At 61.1% G+C, this 24,768-nt stretch carries 19 protein-coding genes; 10 read left to right on the top strand and 9 right to left on the bottom strand.

The genetic code is table 11. The features are described 5' to 3' along the window. Positions 1–137: 137 nt before the first annotated feature. From H043_RS0119700 to H043_RS0119670, 7 genes are all read left to right on the top strand, one after another. On the top strand, positions 138–1,127 hold the full coding sequence (locus H043_RS0119700) for an alpha/beta fold hydrolase (RefSeq protein WP_027613293.1): 990 nt from the start codon (positions 138–140) through the stop codon (positions 1,125–1,127). A gap of 226 nt (positions 1,128–1,353) precedes the next feature. After that, positions 1,354–1,845 (top strand): ribonuclease E activity regulator RraA, encoded by a 492-nt coding sequence (gene rraA / locus H043_RS0119695; RefSeq protein ID WP_027613292.1) that lies wholly within the window; start codon positions 1,354–1,356, stop codon positions 1,843–1,845. Between the two features lie 22 nt (positions 1,846–1,867). Next, positions 1,868–2,863, top strand: coding sequence for a zinc transporter ZntB (locus H043_RS0119690; RefSeq protein ID WP_027613291.1), 996 nt, complete (start codon positions 1,868–1,870; stop codon positions 2,861–2,863). Between the two features lie 63 nt (positions 2,864–2,926). Further along, complete coding sequence (locus H043_RS0119685) at positions 2,927–3,175, top strand: hypothetical protein (protein WP_003223293.1); 249 nt, start codon at positions 2,927–2,929, stop codon at positions 3,173–3,175. A gap of 2 nt (positions 3,176–3,177) precedes the next feature. Beyond that, complete coding sequence (locus tag H043_RS0119680; RefSeq protein ID WP_007916401.1) at positions 3,178–4,002, top strand: mechanosensitive ion channel domain-containing protein; 825 nt, start codon at positions 3,178–3,180, stop codon at positions 4,000–4,002. 87 nt (positions 4,003–4,089) lie between these two features. Beyond that, complete coding sequence (sigX, locus tag H043_RS0119675; RefSeq protein WP_011333251.1) at positions 4,090–4,680, top strand: RNA polymerase sigma factor SigX; 591 nt, start codon at positions 4,090–4,092, stop codon at positions 4,678–4,680. 107 nt (positions 4,681–4,787) lie between these two features. After that, entirely contained in the window at positions 4,788–5,837 is a 1,050-nt protein-coding gene (locus H043_RS0119670; RefSeq protein ID WP_027613290.1) for an OmpA family protein, read from the top strand. 62 nt (positions 5,838–5,899) lie between these two features. On the opposite strand, the gene cobA is transcribed toward H043_RS0119670, so the two are convergent. From cobA to H043_RS0119630, 8 genes are all read right to left on the bottom strand, one after another. Next, entirely contained in the window at positions 5,900–6,664 is a 765-nt protein-coding gene (gene cobA / locus H043_RS0119665; protein ID WP_027613289.1) for a uroporphyrinogen-III C-methyltransferase, read from the bottom strand. A gap of 13 nt (positions 6,665–6,677) precedes the next feature. After that, a complete protein-coding gene (locus H043_RS0119660; RefSeq protein ID WP_027613288.1) occupies positions 6,678–9,389 on the bottom strand; it encodes a nitrate reductase in 2,712 nt (903 codons plus the stop codon). Further along, a complete protein-coding gene (gene nirD / locus H043_RS0119655; protein ID WP_027613287.1) occupies positions 9,389–9,706 on the bottom strand; it encodes a nitrite reductase small subunit NirD in 318 nt (105 codons plus the stop codon). The genes H043_RS0119660 and nirD overlap by 1 nt, the downstream gene beginning before the upstream one ends. Continuing rightward, positions 9,703–12,156 carry a nitrite reductase large subunit NirB gene (gene nirB, locus H043_RS0119650; protein ID WP_027613286.1) on the bottom strand — a complete coding sequence of 818 codons (2,454 nt, stop codon included), beginning with the start codon at positions 12,154–12,156 and terminating at the stop codon, positions 9,703–9,705. The genes nirD and nirB overlap by 4 nt, the downstream gene beginning before the upstream one ends. Positions 12,157–12,576: 420 nt before the next feature. Next, complete coding sequence (locus H043_RS0119645) at positions 12,577–14,247, bottom strand: bifunctional protein-serine/threonine kinase/phosphatase (RefSeq protein WP_027613285.1); 1,671 nt, start codon at positions 14,245–14,247, stop codon at positions 12,577–12,579. Between the two features lie 7 nt (positions 14,248–14,254). Further along, complete coding sequence (locus H043_RS0119640; protein ID WP_027613284.1) at positions 14,255–15,466, bottom strand: NarK/NasA family nitrate transporter; 1,212 nt, start codon at positions 15,464–15,466, stop codon at positions 14,255–14,257. Between the two features lie 331 nt (positions 15,467–15,797). Then, the gene (locus H043_RS0119635; RefSeq protein WP_027613283.1) at positions 15,798–16,373 is read right to left on the bottom strand and encodes an ANTAR domain-containing response regulator; all 576 of its coding nucleotides are present in this window, start codon (positions 16,371–16,373) and stop codon (positions 15,798–15,800) included. Positions 16,374–16,388: 15 nt separating this feature from the next. Further along, positions 16,389–17,600 (bottom strand): CmpA/NrtA family ABC transporter substrate-binding protein, encoded by a 1,212-nt coding sequence (locus H043_RS0119630; protein WP_027613282.1) that lies wholly within the window; start codon positions 17,598–17,600, stop codon positions 16,389–16,391. 223 nt (positions 17,601–17,823) lie between these two features. On the opposite strand from H043_RS0119630, the gene H043_RS0119625 reads away from it, so the two are divergent. Further along, entirely contained in the window at positions 17,824–18,843 is a 1,020-nt protein-coding gene (locus H043_RS0119625; protein ID WP_027613281.1) for a quinone-dependent dihydroorotate dehydrogenase, read from the top strand. A 287-nt stretch (positions 18,844–19,130) separates the two neighbouring features. Here the strand turns inward: H043_RS0119625 and H043_RS29865 are convergent, their stop codons facing one another. Beyond that, positions 19,131–19,346 (bottom strand): ribosome modulation factor, encoded by a 216-nt coding sequence (locus H043_RS29865; RefSeq protein ID WP_003223300.1) that lies wholly within the window; start codon positions 19,344–19,346, stop codon positions 19,131–19,133. A gap of 532 nt (positions 19,347–19,878) precedes the next feature. On the opposite strand from H043_RS29865, the gene rlmKL reads away from it, so the two are divergent. Continuing rightward, positions 19,879–22,149, top strand: a complete 2,271-nt coding sequence (gene rlmKL, locus H043_RS0119620) for a bifunctional 23S rRNA (guanine(2069)-N(7))-methyltransferase RlmK/23S rRNA (guanine(2445)-N(2))-methyltransferase RlmL (RefSeq protein WP_027613280.1) — start codon at positions 19,879–19,881, stop codon at positions 22,147–22,149. 148 nt (positions 22,150–22,297) lie between these two features. After that, complete coding sequence (locus tag H043_RS0119615) at positions 22,298–24,685, top strand: diguanylate cyclase (RefSeq protein WP_027613279.1); 2,388 nt, start codon at positions 22,298–22,300, stop codon at positions 24,683–24,685. Positions 24,686–24,768: the final 83 nt, after the last annotated feature.

Here is a 24,768-nt window from a genome sequence, read left to right as displayed (position 1 = left end):
GACGGAATAAGATCCGCCACAAATGTTGGCTGATACACCGCTTTCGCGAGCAAGCCCGCTCCCACAAAGGTCGGGGGCTTTGAGATTGAAGTAGGGCGGGCTCCTGTAGATGCCGCCCTTTTTTGTGCAAGAGCATTATGCAAAGCAGCAGCAACCTGTTTCCTGTCGCCCTGATCAGCGCCGAACGTCGCGGTGATCTGAGCGAAGACGTGTATCGACTCAAACCCGGCAACAGTCCCGACTGGTCCGTGGAAATCGCCGTGACCCGTTTGGGCATGGCCGACGATACGACACCACGCGGCGTGCCGGTGATTTTGCTGCACGGCAGCTTCTCCAACCGGCGTTTCTGGTTTTCCCCCAAAGGCTTGGGGCTGGGCGCGTACCTGACGCGCCTGGGCTTCGACGTGTGGATCCCGGAGATGCGCGGTCACGGCCTGTCGCAGCGCAACGAGGACTACCGGCGCAACCGCGTGGCCGACTACGCCCGTTACGATCTGCCGGCGATTGCCGCGTTCGTCCGCGAGCAGAGCGGGCAGGTGCCGCACTGGATCGGCCATTCGCTGGGCGGTATCACGCTGGCGGCGGCGCTGGGTGGCGAATACCTCGGCGAGCCGGCCGTGGCCTCGGCGGCGTTTTTCGGCACGCAGGTCAGCCGCACGTACTGGCCGCTGAAAATTCCACCGGTGGAGTGGAGCGGGCGCTTCATTCTCAAGCGTTTCGCGCAATTGTCCGGCTCGCGCCTCAAGCGCGGCCCGGAAGACGAGCCGATCGGTCTTGCGCTGGAAAGCATGCGCTGGTACGGCTTGTTCGGGCGTTTTGGCGACAAGGACAAGGACTGGTGGGCCGGCCTGGCCGAGGTTCAGGTGCCGGTGCTGGCAGTGACCGCGGCGGGCGATCATCAGGATCCGGCATGGGCCTGTCGCAAACTGTTCGAGCAGATCGGCTCCGAGCACAAACAGTTCGTCAATCTGGGGCGCGAGCAGGGTTTCAGCGACAACTTCGGGCATGTCGAGATGTTGGTGAGCAAGGCGGCGCAGGCCGAGGTCTGGCCGCTGGTGGCACGCTGGTTGAACGATCAGCAGACGCCGTTGCTCGGCGACAAGCCGGATCTTGCCGCTGCGGTCTGAGTCCGGGGCTCTGAAAAGGGCATTTCGTTCAGGTCGGCTTGCGGCTAAGATATGACGCATTGTGCGGTTCTGGTCATATTTGGTGGGTGTTTAGCTATTACGTTTCAGCGTTTGTTCAGGTTCGTTCAGCGACCATTGCATGAACTAAGGTAAACAGCGACCGCCGGGACTCGTTTCAAAAGAGTGCGACATCCTAGATCGTCTTCCTTTTTACAGGAGTTTTTCGATGAACCATTACCTCACGCCTGACCTGTGCGACGCCTATCCGGAGCTGGTGCAGGTGCTGGAACCGATGTTCAGCAATTTCGGCGGCCGTGATTCCTTCGGCGGCGAAATCGTGACCATCAAATGTTTCGAAGACAACTCGCTGGTCAAAGAGCAAGCCGAACTCAAGGGTAGCGGCAAGGTGCTGGTGGTCGATGGCGGCGGTTCGCTGCGGCGCGCGCTGCTGGGCGACATGATCGCCGAGAAGGCCGCGAAAAACGGTTGGGAAGGGATGGTCATCTATGGTTGCATCCGTGATGTCGACGTTATTGCCCAGACCGATCTCGGTGTTCAGGCGTTGGCCAGCCATCCGATGAAAACCGAAAAGCGCGGTATCGGCGATCTCAACGTACCGGTGACTTTCGCCGGCGTGACGTTCCATCCGGGCCAATACATCTATGCGGACAACAACGGCGTGATCGTTTCGCCGAGTCCGCTGCAGATGCCTGAATAAGTTTTTCGACAAAGGGATGCGGATGTTCGAGGAAGAAAACGCGCAGTGGGGGCTGGTGCATGCCCTGGTGCTGGACGGTAAAGGCGGTGCGCGTTCGATTGCCCGGACTGAGCTCGACGATCTGCAACTGCAGGCCCATGAGAGCCTGTGGCTACATTGGGATCGCAGCCATCCGCAAACCCAGACCTGGCTGCGCAAATCCAGCGGCCTGAATGAATTTGCCTGCGACCTGCTGCTGGAAGAGAACACCCGGCCACGCCTGTTGCCGTTGCCGGATGCTGAACTTCTGCTGTTTCTGCGCGGGGTCAACCTCAACCCCGGCGCCGAGCCGGAAGACATGGTCTCGGTGCGGATTTTCGCGTCGGCGCAACGGGTCATCTCGCTGCGTTTGCGTCCGCTGCGTGCCACCGATGAGCTGCTGGCGCTGCTGAGCGAAGGCAAAGGCCCGAAAACCTCATCTGAACTGATCCTGTATCTGGCGCAATTCCTCACCAACAAGGTGCAGGATCTGGTCACCTGCCTGTCGGAACTGGTCGATGAAGAGGAAGAAAAACTGGATGCCGACGAACGGTATACCCCCGAGCATGGCTCGATTTTGCACATCCGCCGCCGGGCGGCCGGACTGAAGCGTTTTCTGGCACCGCAGCGGGATATTTTCGGACAACTGACCCGGATAAAACTGCCGTGGTTTGTCGACGATGACGCTGACTACTGGAACGAATTGAACAACAGCCTGACGCGCTATCTCGAAGAGCTGGAATTGACCCGAGAGCGCATGGGGCTTGTGCTGGAGGCTGAAGACCGGCGTTTGAACGTGCGCATGAATCGCACGATGTACCGCTTCGGCATCATCACCTGCATCTTTTTGCCGATGAGTTTTCTCACCGGCCTGCTGGGCATCAATGTGGGCGGCATTCCGTTCTCGAGCAGCCCTTATGGTTTCCTGATTGCCTGTCTGACGGTGCTGGCGATGGCCTTCGGTCAATGGTGGTTATTCCGCCGTTTGCGCTGGGTGTGAAGATGCAACATGTGACCCGACCAAATTTGCCCGCGTCTTTCACAGACATCACGAGAGGTGCGTATGCACGATCCGTTTGAACAGTCTTTGCGCGACATGCTCAACGCCTCGCCGTCCAGCCGTGACGACGACGCATGCCTGGGTCGCGTACTCAAAACCGCCAACCGCCAGGTGGGCGCCGGTGATCTGTTCAGCCTGCTGGGCCGCTGGCTGCCCGCGCTGATGATCGCCCTGAATAACGGATCGGCCCACGTCTCGCCGGTTTCCCGTCTTCGTAAAACTACTGCACGCACTGCTGATAAGGCTGATTGAATATGGAACTTGATCTCTGGACTCAGAGCCTCGTCACTGCAATGACTGCGTTGTGGACCAAAGTCGCCAACTTCATCCCGAACCTGTTCGGCGCACTGGTGGTGCTGCTGTTGGGTTTCGTGGTGGCCAAGCTGCTCGATACCTTGCTGTCCAAATTGCTCGCCAAACTGGGCCTTGATCGCCTGATGGGCGGCACCGGTCTGACCAAGTTGATGTCGCGGGCCGGCCTGCAAGTGCCGATCTCAACCTTGATCGGCAAGATTGTTTACTGGTTCGTTCTGCTGATTTTCCTGGTTTCTGCAGCAGAGTCCCTTGGACTTGAGCGAGTTTCAGCTACGCTGGACATGCTGGCGTTGTATTTGCCGAAGGTTTTCGGCGCCGCGCTGGTGTTGCTGGTGGGTGTTTTGCTCGCGCAATTGGCCAACGGCCTGGTGCGCGGAGCGGCAGAAGGCGTAGGGCTGGACTACGCTTCGGGTTTGGGCCGAATCGCCCAGGGGCTGGTGATCATCATCAGTATCTCGGTCGCGATCAGCCAGCTCGAGGTCAAGACTGACCTGCTGAACCATGTAATTGTCATCGTATTGATTACCGTTGGTCTGGCTGTTGCGCTGGCCATGGGTTTGGGAAGCCGGGAAATTGCCGGTCAGATTCTTGCGGGAATCTATGTGCGTGAGTTGTATCAGGTTGGGCAACAAGTGCGTGTTGGCGAGGTCGAAGGCCAGATCGAAGAGATCGGCACGGTTAAAACCACATTGCTGACCGATGAGGGTGAGCTAGTCTCACTCTCCAATCGGATCCTGCTGGAACAGCATGTGAGTAGCCGCTAACCCGGCAAACCCTGCTAATGTATGCCGCCGCAAAATGCCCTGAGAGGGGTGCGGCGGACATTGACCTGACTGTCGGCACGACTTGTTTTGAATAAAGCCCAAACGCTATCCACGCGCTATGACCCCCGTGAGCTCTCTGATGAGGAGTTGGTCGCGCGCTCGCATACCGAGCTGTTTCACGTGACGCGCGCCTATGAAGAGCTGATGCGGCGTTACCAGCGAACATTATTTAACGTTTGTGCGAGATATCTTGGGAACGATCGCGACGCAGACGATGTCTGTCAGGAAGTGATGCTTAAGGTGTTGTACGGCCTGAAGAACTTCGAGGGGAAATCGAAGTTCAAAACCTGGCTCTACAGCATCACGTATAACGAATGCATCACGCAGTATCGGAAGGAACGGCGAAAGCGTCGCTTGATGGACGCCTTGAGTCTGGACCCGCTGGAAGAAGCGTCGGAAGAAAAGGCGCCGAAACCCGAGGAGAAGGGCGGACTCGATCGCTGGCTGGTGTATGTGAACCCGATTGACCGTGAAATTCTGGTGCTACGATTTGTCGCAGAGCTGGAGTTTCAGGAGATCGCAGACATCATGCACATGGGTTTGAGTGCGACAAAAATGCGGTACAAACGTGCTCTAGACAAATTGCGTGAGAAATTTGCAGGCATTGCTGAAACTTAGTTCAGCGCAAATATCTCTTACGTGTAGGCAAGTTCTGATAGACTTGCCGCCGAGTTGTCCCCCGGTTTGCGGGACTGCTTCACAATCACCAGATGGGGATTTAACGGATGAAACTGAAAAACACCTTGGGCTTGGCCATTGGTTCTCTTATTGCCGCTACTTCGTTCGGCGCACTGGCACAAGGCCAAGGCGCAGTTGAAGGCGAGATCAACTACAAGAAGCAGTACAACGACAGCATTGATCATGTCGAAGACGGCTTCAACCCAGGCGCCAAAATCGGTTACTTCCTGACCGACGACGTCTCGATCAACTTCGGCTGGGATCGTAACAACCACACCCGTTCGAACGACGGTACCGGTAGCCAGAAACTGCGCGGTGACAACTTCGGTCTGACCGCTCAGTACCACTTCAACAACGCTGGCGACGCTCTGCGTCCTTACGTTGAAGGTGGTGTTAAGCACGGCAACCTGACCAACGTAGCTGCTGACGGCCACACCGGTCGCGACCAGTCGACTTTCCTGACTGCTGGCGCTGGCGTTAAGTACTACTTCGCTGAAAACTTCTTCGCCCGTGCTGGCGTAGAAGCTGACTACAAGCTGGACAACGGCCGTTGGGACTACGCTCCATCGGTTGGTCTGGGTGTGAACTTCGGTGGCGGCGGCAAGCCAGCTGCTGCTCCAGTTCCAGCTCCGGCTGAAGTCTGCTCCGACAGCGACAACGATGGCGTTTGCGACAACGTTGACAAGTGCCCGGACACCCCAGCCAACGTAACTGTTGACGCTGATGGCTGCCCAGCAGTTGCTGAAGTTGTTCGTGTAGAGCTGGACGTGAAATTCGACTTCGACAAGTCGGTCGTCAAGCCAAACAGCTACGCTGACATCAAGAACCTGGCTGACTTCATGAAGCAGTACCCAGCCACTCACACCACTGTTGAAGGTCACACTGACTCCGTCGGTCCTGACGCTTACAACCAGAAACTGTCTGAGCGTCGTGCAAACGCCGTTAAGCAGGTTCTGACCCAGCAGTACGGTGTTGAGTCGTCCCGCGTTCAGTCGATCGGCTACGGCGAATCCCGCCCAGTTGCTGACAACAAAACTGAAGCTGGCCGCGCTGTTAACCGTCGCGTAGAAGCGCAGGTTGAAGCTCAAGCTAAGTAATTAGCTGCCGCTACGAGAAAAGCCCGGCTCAGGCCGGGCTTTTTTTTGCCTGCGATTTGGCTTTACAGGGCGTACACAGTTCCCATGGGGGAGCTGCCGGAGACTGCGATCCTTTGCTCTGCAATGGCAGCCACTGCGCCGATGACGAGTATGGCCGGGCTCTTGAGCTCAAACCGGCAGGCGTCGTCACTCATGCTCATCAGATCACTGCGGCACTCACGCTGTTCTGGCAGAGAGGCATTCTCGATCATCGCCACCGGCGTATCCGCCGCCATCCCGCCGGCCAATAGCTGATCGCGAATCTCGCCAAGCTTGGCCACCCCCATGTAAATCACCAGTGTCGTCCCACCTTGCGCCAACGCCTGCCAGTTCAACTGGCTGTCGTCCTGAGTGTGCGCGGTCACCAGCGTCACCCCGCGCGCCACCCCGCGCAACGTCAGCGGAATATCGCATTGCGTCGCGCCGGCGAGTCCGGCGGTAATACCGTTGACCAACTCGACCTCAATCCCACGTTCGCGTAACCACTGCGCCTCTTCGCCGCCACGACCGAAAATGCACGGGTCACCGCCCTTGAGCCGCACCACGCAGTTGCCTTGGCGCGCATAACGCAACATCAGCCGATGGATGAACGCCTGCGGTGTCGAGCGACAGCCGCCGCGTTTGCCCACGGCAATGATTCGCGCGGTGGGGCAATGCTCCAGCACCGCGGCATTGACCAGATCGTCAATCAACACCACCTGCGCTTCACGCAATGCGCGCACCGCTTTGAGCGTCAGCAGTTCGGGATCACCGGGACCTGCCCCCACCAGCCAGACTTTTGCATTCATGGTGTTTTCCTTATCAGCTGGATACCGGCTGCAGATCGGCCGCCAGCAATCGTTTGATTTCCGGGACGCACGAACCGCATTGCGTGCCGCATCCCAGTTGTTGTTTGAGGCCTTGCAGATCGAGACCCTGGCGAATCCCGGCACATACCGCGCTGTGGCTGACGTTTTGGCAGTTGCATAGGGTTTTTCCCGGATTGGCCTGCAAACTGGCACTGCCCGGCGGCGCACTCATCGGCGCCAGCAGCCAGCGTCGCAGTTGTTCATCGGCGCGGCCCTCCAGCCATAGCCCCTGCAGCCAATGCCGGGCCAGGGTTTCGCCGGCCAAGCGGATCGCGGTGATGCGGCCGTTTTCGATGCGTACCCGTTTGCCGATGGCGCGACGCGCGTCGTCGTAGGCCAGTACCGGCCCGTCGAGCAGCGCCAGACACTGATCGATATCGCGCAGCAGTTGCGGCTCCGGCGCCGTGGCGTTGGCAGCGCGTATCAGCAGCGCGGGCCGTTCACGTCCGGCAAGGCTGAGGCTGACGTAGGAAAACGCCTCACACAGGGGGCGTAGTGTCTCGAAATGCCGTTGAACATCGCCCTCGATGAGTGCGAAGAGCTGCCATGGCAGATTCACCGGTTCCAGACGCACGCCGCTGTGCTTGAGTTCGGGCTGCTTCGACAGCGAGTCGAAGGCCGTTAGGGTCAGGCTGTTTACTCCGCCCTTGAGAAAGCGCTCGCCCCAGTGCATCGGCAAAAAAGCCTGACCCGGACGCACGCCGTCGTCGCTGCCGACAGCCACAATCACCGCACCGCGTCGACTCTTCAGATTGACCAGATCTCCCGGCTGCAAACGATGACGGCGCATTTCGTCCGGATGCAGGCTCAACAGCGCTTCGCTGACATGCCCGAACAATTGCGCTGCGGTGCCGGTGCGGCTCATGCCGTGCCATTGATCGCGCAGACGCCCGGTGATCAGGGTCAGCGGAAACCGTGCATCGCGTTGTTCTTTGGCCGCACGATAAGGATCGGCAACAAACTGCGCACGACCGTTGGCCGTGGGAAAAATCCCGTCGCCATACAAACGCGCGGTGCCTTGTCGGGCGCCGGTGGGGAAGGGCCACTGCTGCGGTCCCAGTTCATCGATCAATTGATGGCTGATGCCCGACAGGTCCAGATCGCGTCCACGGGTCAGTTGCTTGTATTCGTCGAACAACTGCGCCGGATGCTCGAAAGCAAACAGGCTTGGTTGTTGCGGACGCAGACGTTGCTCCAGCCGTTGTGCGAAATCCACGGTGATCGCCCAGTCCGGCCGCGCTTCACCGGGTGGGAGAATGGCCTGGCGCACGTGTGAAATGCGCCGTTCGGAGTTGGTCACCGAACCTTCCTTTTCGCCCCAACTGGCAGCGGGTAACAACAGGTCGGCGAAGGCGGCGGTTTCGGTGGTGCGGAAGGCTTCTTGCAACACCACGAACGGGCAGGCCTGCAGGGCCTCGCGAACCGCGTGTTGATCGGGCATGGACTGTGCGGGGTTGGTGCAGGCAATCCACAGCGCCTTGATCTGGCCGCCGCGCATCCGCTCGAACAGCTCGATGGCGCTCAGTCCAATGTTTTCAGGCAGTTGATCGACGCCCCAATAGGCTGCCACTTCGGCGCGGTGTTCGGGGTTGGCTGCCTCCCGATGACCGGGCAGCAAATTGGACAGGCTGCCGGTTTCCCGCCCGCCCATGGCATTTGGCTGACCGGTCAGCGAGAAAGGTCCTGCGCCTGGCCGGCCGATCTGCCCGGTGGCCAGGTGCAGATTGATCAGCGCGCTGTTTTTCGCGCTGCCAGCGGTGGACTGATTCAGGCCCATGCACCAAAGCGACAGGAAACTTGGCGCCGTGCCCACCCATTCCGCGCACTGCTGCAATTGCTCGACACTGATGCCGCACAGTTGCGCGACCATTTGCGGGGTGTAATCGCGCACCCGATTTTTCAGTTCAGGCAAACCGTCGGTGTGCGCCTTGATGAAGTCGCGGTCGATCCAGTCTTCCCACAGCAGCAGATGCAAAATCCCATGGAACAGAGCGACATCGGTGCCGGGCAAAATCGCCAGATGCAGGTCCGCCAACTCACAGGTGTCGGTGCGTCGGGGATCGATGACGATGACCTTCATCTGCGGTCGGCGCGATTTTGCCTCTTCAAGGCGTCGGAAAAGAACCGGGTGGGCGTAGGCCATGTTACTGCCGGCGATCATCACGCAATCGCTGAGCTCCAGATCTTCATAGCTGCAAGGCGGCGCATCGGCGCCGAGGCTGCGCTTGTAACCGACCACCGCTGACGACATGCACAGCCGGGAATTGCTGTCGATGTTGTTGGTCCCGACCAGCGCTCGCGCCAATTTGTTGAAGGCGTAATAGTCCTCGGTCAGCAACTGTCCGGAGATGTAAAACGCCACGCTGTCCGGGCCGTGTTCGGCGATGGTCTCGGCAAAGACCTGGGTCGCGTGATCCAGCGCCGTATTCCAGTCGCAGCGACTGCGCGCCAGGCCTTTGCCCAGACGCAGCTCCGGGTACAGCGCCCGGGCGGCCAGATCGCCGGTCAGGTGCAGGGTCGAGCCTTTGCTGCACAATTTGCCGAAGTTGGCCGGGTGCGCCGGATCGCCGCTGACGCCGAGAATGCGCTCGCCGTCATGCTCGATCAGCACGCCGCAGCCGACGCCGCAATAACAGCAGGTCGAGGCGGTCGTCTGGCGGTTCATCAGACCGCATCCCGCAGCGCCAGCTGCACGCGGCCGTTTTCGACCCGGGCCGGATGATGGTGCGCGCAGCCGATGTCCGGGGCCTGAGCCTCGCCGGTTTGCAGGTCGATCTGCCAGTTGTGCAGCGGGCAGGCCACACGTTTGCCGTAGATCAAACCCTGTGACAACGGCCCGCCCTTGTGCGGGCAGCGGTCGTCGAGGGCGAAAACTTCGTCGTCGCTTGTACGAAAAATCGCGATGTCGCCTTTCGGCCCGGCAATGATCCGCGAACCGAGGGCATTGATCTCTTCCAGGGCACAGATATCGAGCCAATTCATGCCGGCACCTCCAGGTTTTTCACGGGGATCACCTCGAATTCTTTCTTGAGTTGCGGCTGCGCCAGACGCTCTTTCCACGGGTCCTGTTCGAACGACAGGGAGAACTGCAGACGCTCGTTCAGGGCCTTGCGCCGCTCCGGATCTTCAAGCACGGCCTGCTTGATGTGCTCCATGCCGACCCGTTGCAGGTAGTGCACGGTGCGTTCGAGGTAAAAGGCTTCTTCGCGATACAGCTGCAGGAACGCGCCGTTGTACTCGCGGACTTCCTCGGCGGTTTTCAGCTTGACGAAGAACTCGGCGACTTCGGTCTTGATCCCGCCGTTGCCGCCGATGTACATCTCCCAGCCGGAGTCGACACCGATGATTCCCACGTCCTTGATCCCCGCTTCCGAGCAGTTGCGTGGGCATCCGGAGACAGCGAGTTTCACTTTGTGCGGCGACCACATGTTGAACAGGTCGTGCTCAAGCTCGATACCCAACTGCGTCGAGTTCTGCGTGCCGAAGCGGCAGAACTCGCTGCCGACGCAGGTTTTCACGGTGCGGATGGATTTGCCGTAGGCGTGGCCGGAGGGCATGTCGAGGTCTTTCCAGACGCCCGGCAAGTCCTGCTTCTTGATCCCCAGCAGGTCGATGCGCTGACCGCCGGTGACCTTGACCATCGGTACGTTGTATTTGTCGGCCACGTCGGCGATGCGGCGCAGTTCCGAAGGGTTGGTCACGCCGCCCCACATCCGTGGCACCACCGAATAGGTGCCGTCCTTCTGAATGTTGGCGTGGGCGCGTTCGTTGATCAGGCGCGATTGCGGATCGTCCCTGGCTTCGCCGGGCCAGGTGGAAATCAGGTAGTAGTTCAGCGCCGGCCGGCAGGTGGCACAGCCGTTCGGGGTGCGCCAGTTGAGGTAGCTCATGGTGTCGGCGATGGTCAGCAGATGCTGTTCGCGGATCGCCTGGCGGATCTGCCCGTGGTTGAGGTCGCTGCAACCGCAGATGGCTTTTTCGCTTTTCGGTTTGACGTCCGCCGCGCCGCCGACGGTGTTGATCAGGATCTGCTCGACCAGCCCGGCGCAGGAGCCGCAGGAACTGGCAGCCTTGGTGTGCTTCTTCACGTCATCGACGCTGAACAGGCCGTGTTCCTGAATCGCCTTGACGATGGTGCCTTTGCACACGCCGTTGCAGCCGCAGACTTCGGCAGTGTCAGCCATGCTCATGGCTTTGTCCTGGCCCTGATGTCCTACGTCGCCGATAGAATTTTCACCAAACATCAGGTGATCGCGGATCTCGCCGATGGCGTGATTCTCACGAATCTGTCGGAAATACCAACCGCCATCTGCCGTATCGCCGTACAGACAGGCGCCGACCAGCACGTCATCCTTGATCACCAGTTTTTTGTACACGCCGCCGATCGGGTCGGAGAGGGTGATGGTTTCGGTGCCTTCGCCGCCCATGAAATCACCGGCGGAAAACAGGTCGATGCCGGTGACTTTCAATTTGGTCGAGGTCACCGAGCCCTGATAGCGGGCGAAACCCAGTTGTGCGAGGTGATTGGCGCAGACCTTGGCCTGTTCGAACAGCGGCGCCACCAGGCCATAGGCGATGCCGCGATGGCTGGCGCACTCGCCGATGGCATAGATGCGCGGATCGTAGGTTTGCAGGGTGTCGTTGACCAGAATCCCGCGATTGCAGGGGATGCCGGCGCGTTCCGCCAGTTCGGTATTGGGGCGGATGCCGGCGGCCATCACCACCAGATCGGCGGGGATGATCTCGCCGTTCTTGAATTGCACCGAGCCGACCCGGCCGTTGCCTGCGTCGTGCAGGGCCTGCGTCTGTTCGCACAGGCGAAAATGCAGGCCACGGGCTTCGAGCGCCGTTTGCAGCAGTTGGCCGCTGGTCTTGTCCAGTTGTCGCTCCAGCAGCCATTCGCCGATGTGCACCACGGTGACGTGCATGCCGCGCAGCATCAGGCCGTTGGCGGCTTCGAGGCCGAGCAGGCCGCCGCCGATGACCACCGCGTGCTTGTGGGTTTTGGCGGTGTCGATCATCGTTTGGGTGTCGGCGATGTCGCGGTAGCCGATCACACCCTGCAAGTCATTGCCCGGAATCGGCAGGATGAACGGCGTCGAGCCGGTGGCGATCAGCAGGCGATCATATTCAGCCTCAGTGTTGTCCTCGGCGATCACCCGGCGTTTGACTCGGTCGATCTGCACCACCTTGCGGTTGAGCAGCAACTTGATGTGGTTTTCCAGGTACCAGTCGAGGTCGTTGAGCACGATCTCTTCGAAGGTCTGTTCACCGGCCAGCACCGGCGACAGCAGAATGCGGTTGTAGTTGGTGTGCGGTTCGGCACCGAAGACCGTGATGTCGTACAGCTCGTTGCTCAGCTTGAGCAGTTCTTCCAGGGTGCGAACCCCGGCCATGCCATTGCCGATCATCACCAGTTTGAGTTTTTTCATCAGGTTCTCCGGGGAGCGGTGGCTGGCCTCTTGTGGGCAGTCAGGCCGTGCTCGACAAATGTTGCGCAAACAAAAAAAGGCGTCCCGCTAGTTGCCTAGCGAGGACGCCTTTGTCCTGGTCCCGTTCTCTCGGGAAGCGCAGCCTTCGTCGTTGAAGGCTGGGCTTTATGTATGGTGAAACGGGTAATGCAGTGGTTGTGCCAAGTGGGAGAATGGCGTGTTTATTAGGCGGAAGCGGTTATAGACGGGGATTTTTTGCACCGAATCGACGCGGGTTGCTCGTTCGCGGGGCATTCAGGCAGACAGAATTGTTGTGATTGGACTGGCCTCTTCGCGAGCAGGCTCGCTCCCACAGTGGATCGGTGTCGTTCACAAATCCCCTGTGGGAGCGGGCTTGCTCGCGAAGGGCGCGACGCGGTATCAGCGGTGAAACAACACCACCAGCAGCACCAGATTCCCCAGCAAAGCCAGCAATGCTACCGTCCGCCAGACCGTCAACGGCTCACGCTCCAGCAAAGGCCTGGGTCGCACACTCAAACTGCGCCGCTCACCTTGTTCCAGCACCAGCAACCATTCCTCAGCCGTTTCAAAGCGCTGTTGCGGATCCGCCGCCACGCCACGCTCCAGGCTCTGCGCAATCCATTCCGGCACGTCCGGGCGGTAGCGACCAGCACTCACCGGCAGGCCAAATCGCGGCCGCTGGAACGCTTCGACCTCGCCATAGGGAAAATGCCCGGTCAGCAGGAAAAACAGGGTCACGCCCACCGCGTACAGATCCTGTTGCGCACTCGGTGGCTCGCCGCGAAAGGCTTCCGGGGCGATATAGCTGGGCGTTCCCGGCAGCGTTGACGGGGTGTCTTCGGACAGACCGGGGCAGTATGCCAGACCAAAATCCAGCAGGCGCAACTCGCCATCGTCACCCAGATGCAGGTTTTCCGGCTTGATGTCGCGGTGCAGAATCTGCCGCCGATGCAGCAGGCCTACCGCCCGCAGCAAGCGCTCGGCAATCTCCTGCCACTGCGCAAACGGCAACGGGTTGCTGTTTTGAAACAGCTGCGCCAGGGTCATCCCGGAATATTCGCGCATCACGTAGTACAAATGCTGACGCTGAGTGCCGGCATGGACTTCAGGAAAATGCCGACCGGCGACACGCTTGAGGAACCATTCTTCCGACAGCAAGGCTTGCCCGGCCTGGGGATCATCGGCCAGCCGCGCCGGCAGGGTTTTCAACAACCAGCCCCGAGCTTGGCCATCCTGCACTCGATACAGCAGCGATTGCTGGCTCTGAGCGACAACGCCTTGCACCTGCCAGCCTTCAAACATCTGCCCGGTTTTCAGCGTTGGCGGCAGCGGCCACTGCTGTAAGTGAATCAGCGCATCGCCGATGTTCGCTTCGCCGAGCGCATCGACCCGCACCAGCAGCGCACTGGCATTATCCTGACTGCCGGCCAGATGCGCAGCGTTGACCAACGTGTGTGCGGCGCTATCGAGATCCGGCTGATCGCGCAGAATCGCCGCGATTGCGGTATCGCCCAGCGACGACCACACGCCATCGCTGAGCAGCACGAAACATTCGCCCTCGCGTAAGTCACCGTCGAGAAAATCCAGCACCAGATGCTGATCCAGCCCCAGCGCGCGTTTGAGCACGTGTTGCATGCCCGGCTGCTCCCAGACATGATCCTGCGAAATCCGCTGCAAAGCGTCGGCCTGCCAGCGATAGACCCGGCAATCGCCGACGTGGGCCAGGGTGAAACGCCGACCGCGCAGGACCAGCGCGCTGACCGTGGTCAGCAACGGTTGCCCGCCGCCATTGGCCTGTAACCAGCGATTTTGCGCGAGCAGCAGGCGATCCAGCGCCTGGGCCACGCTCCAGGTTTGCGGCGTGGCGTAGTAGTCCTGCGCCAGTGCTTGCAGGGTCGAGCGTGCAGCCAAGCCGCCGTCGGCGCATTGGCTGACACCGTCGGCGATGGCGACCAGATAGCCTTTGCTGGCGGCCAGTGCCGGGGCGGGCGTCACCAGGCGCAGGGCGTCCTGATTTTCCGCGCGCGGGCCGGTGGCGCTGGCCTGGGCAAAGCTCAGTTGCAGGGGCATGGAGGCTTCAGACCCGCGCAGCGGTCACTGCGGCCGAACCCCAGGTGGTTCTCCAGCGACGTTTGACCCCGTGCAGACCGAACCACGCCAACACGCCGAGGCTGGCGAACAACCACAGCGCCAGTTGATAGCTGCCGGTGCTTTGCTTGATCGCGCCCATGCCGGCCGCCAGGGCAAAACCACCAATGCCGCCGGCCATGCCGATCAGCCCGGTCATCACGCCGATCTCCAGGCGAAAACGTTGCGGCACCAACTGGAACACCGCGCCGTTGCCGGCACCGAGACCGAGCATGGTGCAGACGAACAACGCCAGTGCGGCGTAGGAACTGGGCAGGTTGAAACCGACAGCGGCGATGCAGATTGCCGCTACGGTGTACATCGCCAACAAGGTGCGGATGCCACCGAAGCGATCCGCCAACGCACCGCCGAGCGGACGCATCAGGCTGCCACCGAACACGCAGGCAGCGGTGTAGTAACCCGCCGTGACAGGACTCAGGCCGTATTGGTCGTTGAAGTAGCCGGGCAGGGCGCTGGCCAGGCCGATGAAGCCGCCGAAGGTCACGCTGTAGAAAAACATGAACCACCAACTGTCGCGGTCGCCGAGGGCTTTGAAGTAGTCGGCCATGGCTTTGGCCTTGGGCCGCTGCGGGGCGTTTTTTGCCAGCCAGGCGAACAGCACCAGCGTCAGGATCAATGGAATCAGGGCGAAACCGAACACGTTGCTCCAGCCGAACGCCGCAGCCAGTACCGGGGCAATCAGTGCGGCAAACACGGTGCCGGAGTTACCGGCGCCGGCGATACCCATGGCCTTGCCCTGATGCTGCGGCGGATACCATTGCGAGGCCAGCGGCAGGGCCACAGCAAACGAAGCACCGGCCATGCCGAGGAACAGTCCCAGAATCAGCGCCTGTTCATAACTGTGGATGCCGAGTTTCCACGCGCCGAACAACGCGCAGATCACGATCACCTGACCGATCAGGCCAGCGGTTTTCGGTGACAGACGATCGGCCAGCATGCCCATCACAAAGCGCAGCACCGCGCCGGCGAGAATCGGTGTCGCCACCACCAGACCACGTTGTTGTGTGGTCAAGTGCAGGTCGGCGGCGATCTGCACCGCCAACGGACCGAGCAGGTACCAGACCATGAAACTCAGGTCGAAATACAGGAATGCTGCGAACAGGGTCGGGGTGTGACCGGATTTCCAGAAGCTTGAATTCATCGCGCACCTCAGCTGAAAAGAGTCTCGAAAGGAGTCACAGCAGGTGGCGCGCCGCCACGGCCGCACCACCGGCCCCGGGCTGTGGGGCCAAAACGCAAAAACGCCGCTACCTGGTTCGCCGATGGGGGCGAGCGGGGTGAGCGACGTCTTTGTCGTGGGTGGGGCAACCGCCGTTGGTTACCTGTGCGGAATACTTAGCGAGATTTGTGCCAACAGTCCTTGACGGGGGGGGGGGCGGCGATTCGCGAGCAGGCTCGCTCCCACAGGGGAATGCATTTCCAATGTGGGAGCGAGCCTGCTCGCGAAGAGGGCTTACGGGCTCTGATAGAATTCAGCCAAGCAACTCACTCATGGCAATGATCTGCTCCGCCACCTGAATCAGCTTCTGCTGGCGACTCATGGCCTGGCGGCGCATCAGGGTGTAGGCCTCTTCCTCGTTGCAGTCCTTCATTTTCATCAGCAGCCCTTTGGCCAGTTCGATGCGTTTGCGCTCCGCCAATTGCTGGTCGCGGGCCAGCAGCTGCGCGCGCAAGGCCTGATCGCTTTCGAAGCGCGCCATCGCCACATCGAGAATCGGCTGCAGGCGCTGGGCGTGGATGCCCTCGACGATGTAGGCACTGACCCCGGACTTGATCGCCTGGCGCATTACCCCCGGGTCATGTTCGTCGGTGAACATCACGATCGGCCGGGGCTGGTCGCGGCTGACCAGCACCACTTGCTCCATGACATCGCGGCTCGGTGACTCGGTATCGATCAGGATCACGTCCGGGCGCACTGTTTCGACGCGGGCCGGCAGGTCGATGGTCAGACCGGACTCATCGATGACCTCGAAACCGGCCTCGGTCAGCGCGGCCTTCAGGCGCCCGACTTTTTTCGCGGTGTCGTTGATCAGCAGAATGCGCAGCATGTTGGCGGTCTCCTGTCAGCGGCGGGCGAGAAGGGCAGTGCTGTCGCTCAGGGCGTGCAGCTTGAAACTGCGGGCGTAACCAGCCGGATCGCTGCCGTCCCAGACTTTGCCATCGAGCAACTGGCTGCTGCGCATCTCCTTGCCCCACGCGGCGACACCGACGGCGGTGGCTGCTTCGCGGTAAATGTCCAGTTGCTGAACCTGGCGGGCCACCGCGAGGTAGTCGGGATCCTCGCGTAACAGGCCCCAACGGCGGAATTGGGTCATGAACCACAAGCCGTCGGACAGGTACGGCAGATTCACCTCGCCGTTGCCGTGAAAGCGCAAGGCGTGCGGGTCCTGCCAGCGATTGCCGAGGCCATCGGCGTAATCACCGAGAAAACGCGGTTCGATGCAGGACAGCGGGGCGTCGAGGTATTCCGGGGCGCTCAGCAGCTGCGCGGTGCTGCGGCGGTTTTCCGGGTTTTGCTCGATGAAGCGGCTGGCCTCGAGGATCGCCATCACCAGCGCCCGGGCGGTGTTGGGGTATTGCTCGACGAACGCGCGGGTGCAGCCAAGGACTTTTTCCGGGTGGTCAGGCCAGATGCTCTGGCTGGTAGCGAGGGTGAACCCCAGATCCTGTTGCACGGCGCTGGCCGCCCACGGCTCACCGACGCAGAAGCCATCGATACGCCCGGCTTGCAGATGCGCAACCATTTGCGGCGGCGGTACCACTACGCTGTCGACGTCCTGCAACGGGTGAATGCCCTGACTCGCCAGCCAGTAATACAGCCACATCGCATGGGTGCCGGTGGGGAAGGTCTGGGCGAAGGTCAGTTTTGCGCGGGTTTGGTGCGCCTGCCGATCGAGTGCTTCAGGACTGGTCACGCCCAGTTGCTGCAAGCCGTGAGACAGGTTGAGGCTCTGGCCGTTCTGGTTCAGGCCCATCAGCACCGCCATGTCGCTCGGGGCGACGCCGCCGATGCCCAGGTGCACCGCGTAAATCAGCCCGTACAGGCTGTGGGCCACATCCAGCTCACCGCTGACCAGTTTGTCGCGCAAGGTCGCCCAGGACGCCTGGCGCTTGAGGTTGATCGTCAGGCCGTAGGGCTGGGCGAAGCCCTGTGTCGCGGCCACGACTACCGAAGCGCAATCGCTCAGGGCCATGAAGCCGAGGTTGATCACGCTTTTTTCCGGAGCATCACTGCCGTTGACCCAGGCCAGCGGCCCGACGGACGAATCACTCATATAAAGCCACCCTCAAAAAAAACGCCGTCCCAGGCTTTGCCAAGGCAAAACCTCCGAACGACGCCATTGTCCGTGCCCGCACGCCGCCATTGGCCTGTGGGCTGATACCCCTGAAAGTGCAAGGCATATGCCAGTCAGGCTGATTTACCTGTGTGCCTCGCGCCGGGGGACGTTGCCCGGCTATAATCGCCGCCTCTTTTCGCCGCCCGAGTCATCGCCGCCCATGTACACCCTGGCCCGTCAGCTGTTGTTCAAACTTTCCCCGGAAACCTCCCACGATCTGTCGCTGGATCTGATCGGCGCGGGTGGGCGTTTGGGCCTCAACGGCATGCTGTGCAAGAAGCCGGCGAATGTGCCGGTGACGGTCATGGGCCTGGACTTCCCGAACCCGGTGGGTCTGGCGGCCGGTCTGGACAAGAACGGCGCGGCCATCGACGGTTTCTCGCAACTGGGTTTCGGTTTCGTCGAAATCGGCACCGTGACCCCGCGTCCGCAGCCGGGCAACCCGAAACCGCGGATCTTCCGTCTGCCGGAAGCCGAGGCGATCATCAATCGCATGGGCTTCAACAACCTCGGTGTGGATAACCTGCTGGCGCGGGTCGCGGCGGCCAAATACAAGGGCGTGCTGGGGATCAACATCGGCAAGAACTTCGACACTCCGGTCGAGCGCGCGGTGGACGACTATCTGATTTGCCTGGACAAGGTGTATGCCCACGCCAGCTATGTCACGGTCAACGTCAGCTCGCCGAACACCCCGGGCCTGCGCAGTCTGCAGTTCGGTGATTCGCTCAAGCAGTTGCTGGCGGATCTGGCCACGCGCCGCGCCGAACTGGCCCTGCGCCACGGCAAGCACGTACCGCTGGCGATCAAGATCGCTCCGGACATGACCGACGAAGAAACGGCGCAGGTGGCTCAGGCACTGATCGAAACCGGGATGGACGCAGTGATCGCCACCAACACCACCCTGAGTCGCGTTGGCGTCGAAGGCATGGAGCACGGTGACGAGGCCGGTGGTCTGTCCGGCGCCCCGGTGCGTGACAAGAGCACGCATACCGTGAAGGTGTTGGCGGCTGAGCTGGGTGGTCGGTTGCCGATCATCGCGGCCGGTGGCATCACTGAGGGCAAGCATGCGGCCGAGAAGATCATGGCGGGTGCGAGCCTGGTGCAGATTTACTCGGGCTTCATCTATAAGGGCCCGGCGCTGATTCGCGAATCGGTCGACGCGATCGCCGCGCTGCGCTGAGGTTTTCTGAGGGCTCTGTGGCGAGGGGATTTATCCCCGATCGGCTGCGCAGCAGTCGTAAAATTTGCTTCCGCCGTTCGCCTGGCACACTTGGGTGGATGGATTCGGGGCCGCTTCGCAGCCCATCGGGGATGAATCCCCTCGCCACAGGGAGTCTGTATCGTCCGGGGCAGGCATAAAAAAGGGCTCCTCGAAGGAGCCCCTGGGCCGTAGCCCGCCGTCCGGGAAGGACGTGCATGGTAAGTCGCTAAAAATTCAGATTGTCGTGTTGCAATAAGTGCCCTGTGTCAGCCGACGGCGTGAAGTTCGTTGAGTCTGTGGATTCCCGCAGTGCCGGTCATACCGTCCCAGTTGTCGCCGCGTCCTTCTCGCCAGCCGTTGATCCAGGCTTGGCGTACCGACGGTAGAGTAAATGGGCAAAGCTCGCGGGATTTGCCACCAACGCCATATTGATATCCGCGCAAAAATGCTCTTTCCAACGGATCACGCTTAAGTCTTCTCATAGGGTGTTTCCCTCACTTGTTGACTGTTTTCGTCGCGTTGACCTCAACCGAGGTCTGGCAGAAAAAACTCTGCCGTTGGGCGGCTCGCTGCCGGCGTGGCGAGCCAAGGTGTTGACGCCGTTGCGACGTCAACCTGTGGTCAGTTCTAACCAATGAGTCACACCGAGGGAATGATCGTTTTGTCATAAGGACGTAACGAAAATAGTGCTACAGCCATAAGTAACGACGGGTTTCATGAACGTTTTTTCAGCAAACCCCGGTATGATCGGCCCCGCACTGGATGATGGGGTTAATCCTTTAGTGAGAATGACCCACGTTTACGCTGGGGTAATATTCGACGAAGGGTTGCTTTGAGTCATTTTGTTTCATCAACTTTAATACCTGTCCTTGCATCTAAGCTCTTTTAACCCGAGCAGCGGGGATGGAACGGCACACCTTCGTGCCACGCGGGCGCTCTTTTAGAAAAGCGCCTGATTGAAAACCGGATCGGCAATGCGTTGCCGGTTCACTAGCCAAAGGCTCTGGAAATACCATGTCCGACCGTTTCGAACTCTTCCTCACTTGCCCCAAAGGCCTTGAAGGCCTGCTCATCGAGGAAGCCGTCGGGCTTGGCCTTGAAGACGCCCGCGAGCACACCTCCGCCGTGCGTGGCATGGCGACCATGGAAACCGCTTATCGCCTGTGCCTGTGGTCGCGTCTGGCCAATCGGGTGTTGCTGGTGCTCAAGCGCTTCCCGATGAAAGACGCCGAAGACCTGTACCACGGCGTACTTGACGTCGAGTGGCAGGATCACATGCTCGCCGACGGCACCCTGGCCGTTGAATTCAGCGGCCACGGCTCGGGCATCGACAACACCCACTTCGGTGCGCTGAAAGTCAAAGACGCCATCGTCGACAAACTGCGTACCCCGCAAGGCGACCGTCCGTCGATCGACAAGCTCAACCCGGATCTGCGTATTCACCTGCGCCTGGATCGCGGCGAAGCGATCCTGTCCCTCGACCTTTCCGGCCACAGCCTGCATCAGCGCGGTTACCGCCTGCAGCAGGGCGCGGCGCCGCTGAAGGAAAACCTCGCGGCAGCGATCCTGATCCGTTCCGGCTGGCCGCGCATTGCGGCCGAAGGCGGCGCGCTGGCTGACCCGATGTGCGGTGTCGGTACGTTCCTCGTCGAAGCCGGGATGATCGCCGCCGACATGGCGCCGAACCTGCGCCGCGAGCAGTGGGGCTTTACCGCATGGCTCGGCCACGTTCCGGCGCTGTGGAAAAAACTCCATGAAGAAGCGGTCGAACGCGCCGCTGCCGGTCTGGCCAAGCCGCCGCTGTGGATTCGCGGTTACGAAGCCGACCCGCGGCTGATTCAGCCGGGCCGCAATAACGTCGAGCGCGCCGGTCTGAGCGAGTGGATCAAGATCTATCAGGGCGAAGTCGCGACCTTCGAGCCGCGTCCGGATCAGAACCAGAAAGGTCTGGTGATCTGCAACCCGCCGTACGGCGAGCGTCTGGGTGACGAAGCCAGCCTGCTCTATCTCTACCAGAACCTCGGCGAGCGCCTGCGACAGGCCTGCTTGAACTGGGAAGCGGCGGTATTCACCGGCGCCCCGGATCTGGGCAAGCGCATGGGCATTCGCAGCCACAAACAGTATTCGTTCTGGAACGGCGCGCTGCCGTGCAAGCTGTTGTTGATCAAGGTGCTGCCGGACCAGTTCGTCACCGGCGAGCGGCGGACTCCGGAACAGCGTCAGGCCGAGCGCGAGCAAGCAGCCTACGATCAGACCCCGAACGAGCCGCAAGAGCGCAAGTTCAACAAGAACGGCAACCCGATCAAGCCAACGCCAGCCCCGGCGCCGGTGATCGAGCAGCCGCGCCTGAGCGAAGGCGGGCAGATGTTTGCCAACCGCCTGCAGAAAAACCTCAAGGCGATGAGCAAGTGGGTCAAGCGCGAAGGCATCGACTGCTACCGCGTCTACGATGCCGACATGCCGGAATACGCAATGGCCATCGACCTGTACCACGACTGGGTGCACGTGCAGGAATACGCCGCGCCGAAGTCGATCGATCCGGAAAAGGCCTCGGCGCGCATGTTCGATGCCCTGGCGGCGATCCCGCAGGCGCTGAACGTCGACAAGAGCCGCGTGGTGGTCAAACGCCGCGAGCGGCAGAGCGGCACCAAGCAATACGAGCGTCAGGCGGCGCAGGGCAAGTTCAATGAGGTCAGCGAAGGCGGCGTCAAGCTGCTGGTGAACCTCACTGACTATCTCGACACCGGGCTGTTCCTCGATCACCGGCCAATGCGCATGCGCATTCAGAAAGAGGCCGCCGGCAAGCGCTTCCTCAATCTGTTCTGCTACACCGCGACCGCCAGTGTGCATGCGGCCAAGGGCGGTGCGCGCAGCACCACCAGCGTCGACCTGTCGAAGACTTACCTCGACTGGGCGCGGCGCAACCTGTCGCTGAACGGCTTCTCCGACAAGAACCGTCTGGAGCAGGGCGACGTGATGGCGTGGCTGGAAAGCAGCCGCGACGAGTACGACCTGATCTTCATCGACCCGCCGACCTTCTCCAACTCCAAGCGCATGGAAGGCATCTTCGACGTGCAGCGTGATCAGGTGCAGTTGATCGACTTGGCCATGGCACGTCTGGCCCCGGGGGGCGTGCTGTATTTCTCCAACAACTTCCGCAAGTTCCAGCTGGAGGAGAACCTGGCCGAACGTTACGCGGTCGAGGAAATCAGCGCGCAGACCATCGATCCGGATTTTGCGCGTAACACCAAGATCCACCGCGCCTGGAAAATCACGGCTCGTTGACGCTTGGGCGGGTTGGATCCACAGAGCCTTGATTTTTAAAGGCTCTTGGATCCGATCAGCGCTAGCCAAATTAATGGCTAATAGCTATAACTCAACTCATGGCCAATGGGGTTTTCCCCCCGAAACAATGGCGTCGTGAGTTGCCCCTATGTCGTTGCACCCCGTGCGCCCAAAGATTCTGGGTTTTATCAGCGAAGACGTCTCGGCCTGGCTGGTCGCGCTGCTGGTATTGCTCGCCGGCGGGATTCTCACGGGGCTGCTCGCCTGGGCCACCCTCAATCAGTTTCACCATCAACTGCGCCAACGCTTCCAGCTGCTGGCCAATGAGCGTTACAGCCGCATCGAAGAACGTTTCCAGGATCAGGAACAGCGTCTCGACGGCCTGCGCCGTTTCTTCGCCAACTCCGATTCGGTCTCACGTAACGAATTCGACGGCTATGCCAAACCGCTTCTATTACGCACCCAGGCCTATTCCTATGCGCCGCGGATCAGCCGTGCCGAACGCCCGGCGGTCGAACAGGCCGTGCGTAACGAAGGCTTCAGCACTTTTACCTTTCGTGAACTGAACGCTGACGATCAGTTGCAGACCGCCGCTGATCGCCCCGAATACGTACCGGTGATCTACACCCAGAGCCTCAGCCGCTTGCCCACACCGCTGGGTTACGACTTGCTGGCGCAGCCGCTGCGCCGGGCGACGCTGGAACGCGCCGACCGCACCGGGCACATGGTGGTGTCGCAACCATTGCATCTAGTGGGGATTGATCCGGCGTATGCCCGGGGCGTCTTGCTGCTGGCGCCGGTCACTCGTGAAGGGGCGCCGAAAGGGCCGCCGCAAGGCTATGTGATGGCGGTGATCAGCATGCAGCAGTTGCTGGCCGACGGATTGCCGGAGGAGCACCAGGATTTCCTCAATGTACGCATTCTCGACCTGTCCACCGATGAACAGCATGAAGTGCTCTACGAGTCCGCCAACCAGGCCGGGGCCAGTGATCTGTCCGCCACACGCCTGTTGCGCATGGCCGACCATGACTATCAAGTGGATATGCAGCCCAGCGAAGCGTTTCTGCAGGCCAACCATTCGTCAATCAGCAGCCTGGTGGTGCTGGGGGCGCTGCTGAGTCTGTTGCTCAGCGCACTGCTTTACGTGCTGGTCAGTCAACGCCAGCGCGCCTTGCGCATGGTCGAACTGCGCACCCAGGAACTGCACGCCCGCGAGCAGGAATTGCGCGGCACCCACGGTCAGTTGCGCGGGGTACTGAATGCCGCGACCCAGGTGGCAATCATCGCCACCGACCTGCGCGGGGTGATCAACACCTTCAACCCTGGTGCGGAACAGATGCTTGGCTACAGCAGCGCCGATGTGGTCGGGCACATGACCCTGGAAAACCTGCATCTGCCGCGAGAGCTGGCGGCGCGTTCGGCGGAGTTGAGTGCGCGTTACGGCAAGAGCATTCCGACCTGCCACGCGATGTTGGTCGAGGGCGGCGAGGTCGGCGGTCATGAGGCGCGCGAATGGACGCTGGTGCGCAGCGACGGCAGTCATCTGCCGGTGAACATGCTCGCCACCCCGGTGCTCGATGAGCAGGGTTTGTGGGTCGGGCATCTGGCGATCTGCATCGACATCACCGAGCGCAAGCGCGTGCACGAAGCGCTGGCGGCGCGCGATGTATTGCTGAAAAAGCTCAGCGCCCACGTGCCCGGCGGCATCTACCAATTCAAGATGGAGTTCGACGGGCGCTTCAGCGTGATCTACGCCAGCGATGGCATCCGCGAGATCTACGAGCTGGAGCCGGACGTGCTGCTGCTCAATGCCGAGGCGATTTTCACCCGCATCCATCCACAAGACGTCTCGCGAGTGCGCAGCTCGATCCGTGCTTCGGCAGACAGCCTCAGCCCATGGCGCGAGGAATACCGTGTGCAGTTGCCCGAGCGCGGCCTGCGCTGGGTGCGCGGCGAGGCGACGCCGGAAGAGCTGCCGGGCGGCGGCGTGCTGTGGCACGGCTACATCTCGGACATTTCCGACTTGAAACGGGTGGAAGAGGAATTGCGGGCGCTGTCGGTCACCGACTCGCTGACCGGCATCCACAACCGCCGCTACTTCCAGGAACGCCTGACCACCGAAATGGCCCGGGTCGAGCGCGGCGGCGGTGAGCTGTCAGTAATCATGCTCGATATCGATCACTTCAAACGCATCAACGACCAGTACGGCCATGCCGTGGGCGACCGGGTGCTGCAGGCGGTGTGCGAGCGCATCGGCCATCGTTTACGGCGGACTGATGTGTTCTGTCGTCTCGGTGGTGAAGAGTTCATGGTGCTGTGCCCGGACATCGACGGCGAGCATGCGTACATGCTGGCGGTGGAGTTGTGGCAAGGCCTGCGCAGTGCGCCGGTGGATGTGGTCGGGGTGGTGACGGCCAGTTTCGGCATCGCCAGCTGGCGCCCGGGGGAGGGCGCGGATGCGCTGCTGCTGCGGGCGGATTCGGGGGTGTATGCGGCGAAGCAGGGCGGGCGCGATCGGGTCGAGCAGATGAGCTGAGCCTTGGCACGATCTACCTGTGGGAGCGGGCTTGCTCGCGAAAGCGGTGTGTCATCCAGCAAAAATACTGACTGATCTGACGC

This window comes from Pseudomonas sp. URIL14HWK12:I6 (assembly GCF_000514195.1).
Classification (GTDB): domain Bacteria; phylum Pseudomonadota; class Gammaproteobacteria; order Pseudomonadales; family Pseudomonadaceae; genus Aquipseudomonas; species Aquipseudomonas putida_A.
Note: the sequence above shows the minus strand (reverse complement) of the source record. Positions and strands in the feature narration are given on the sequence as shown.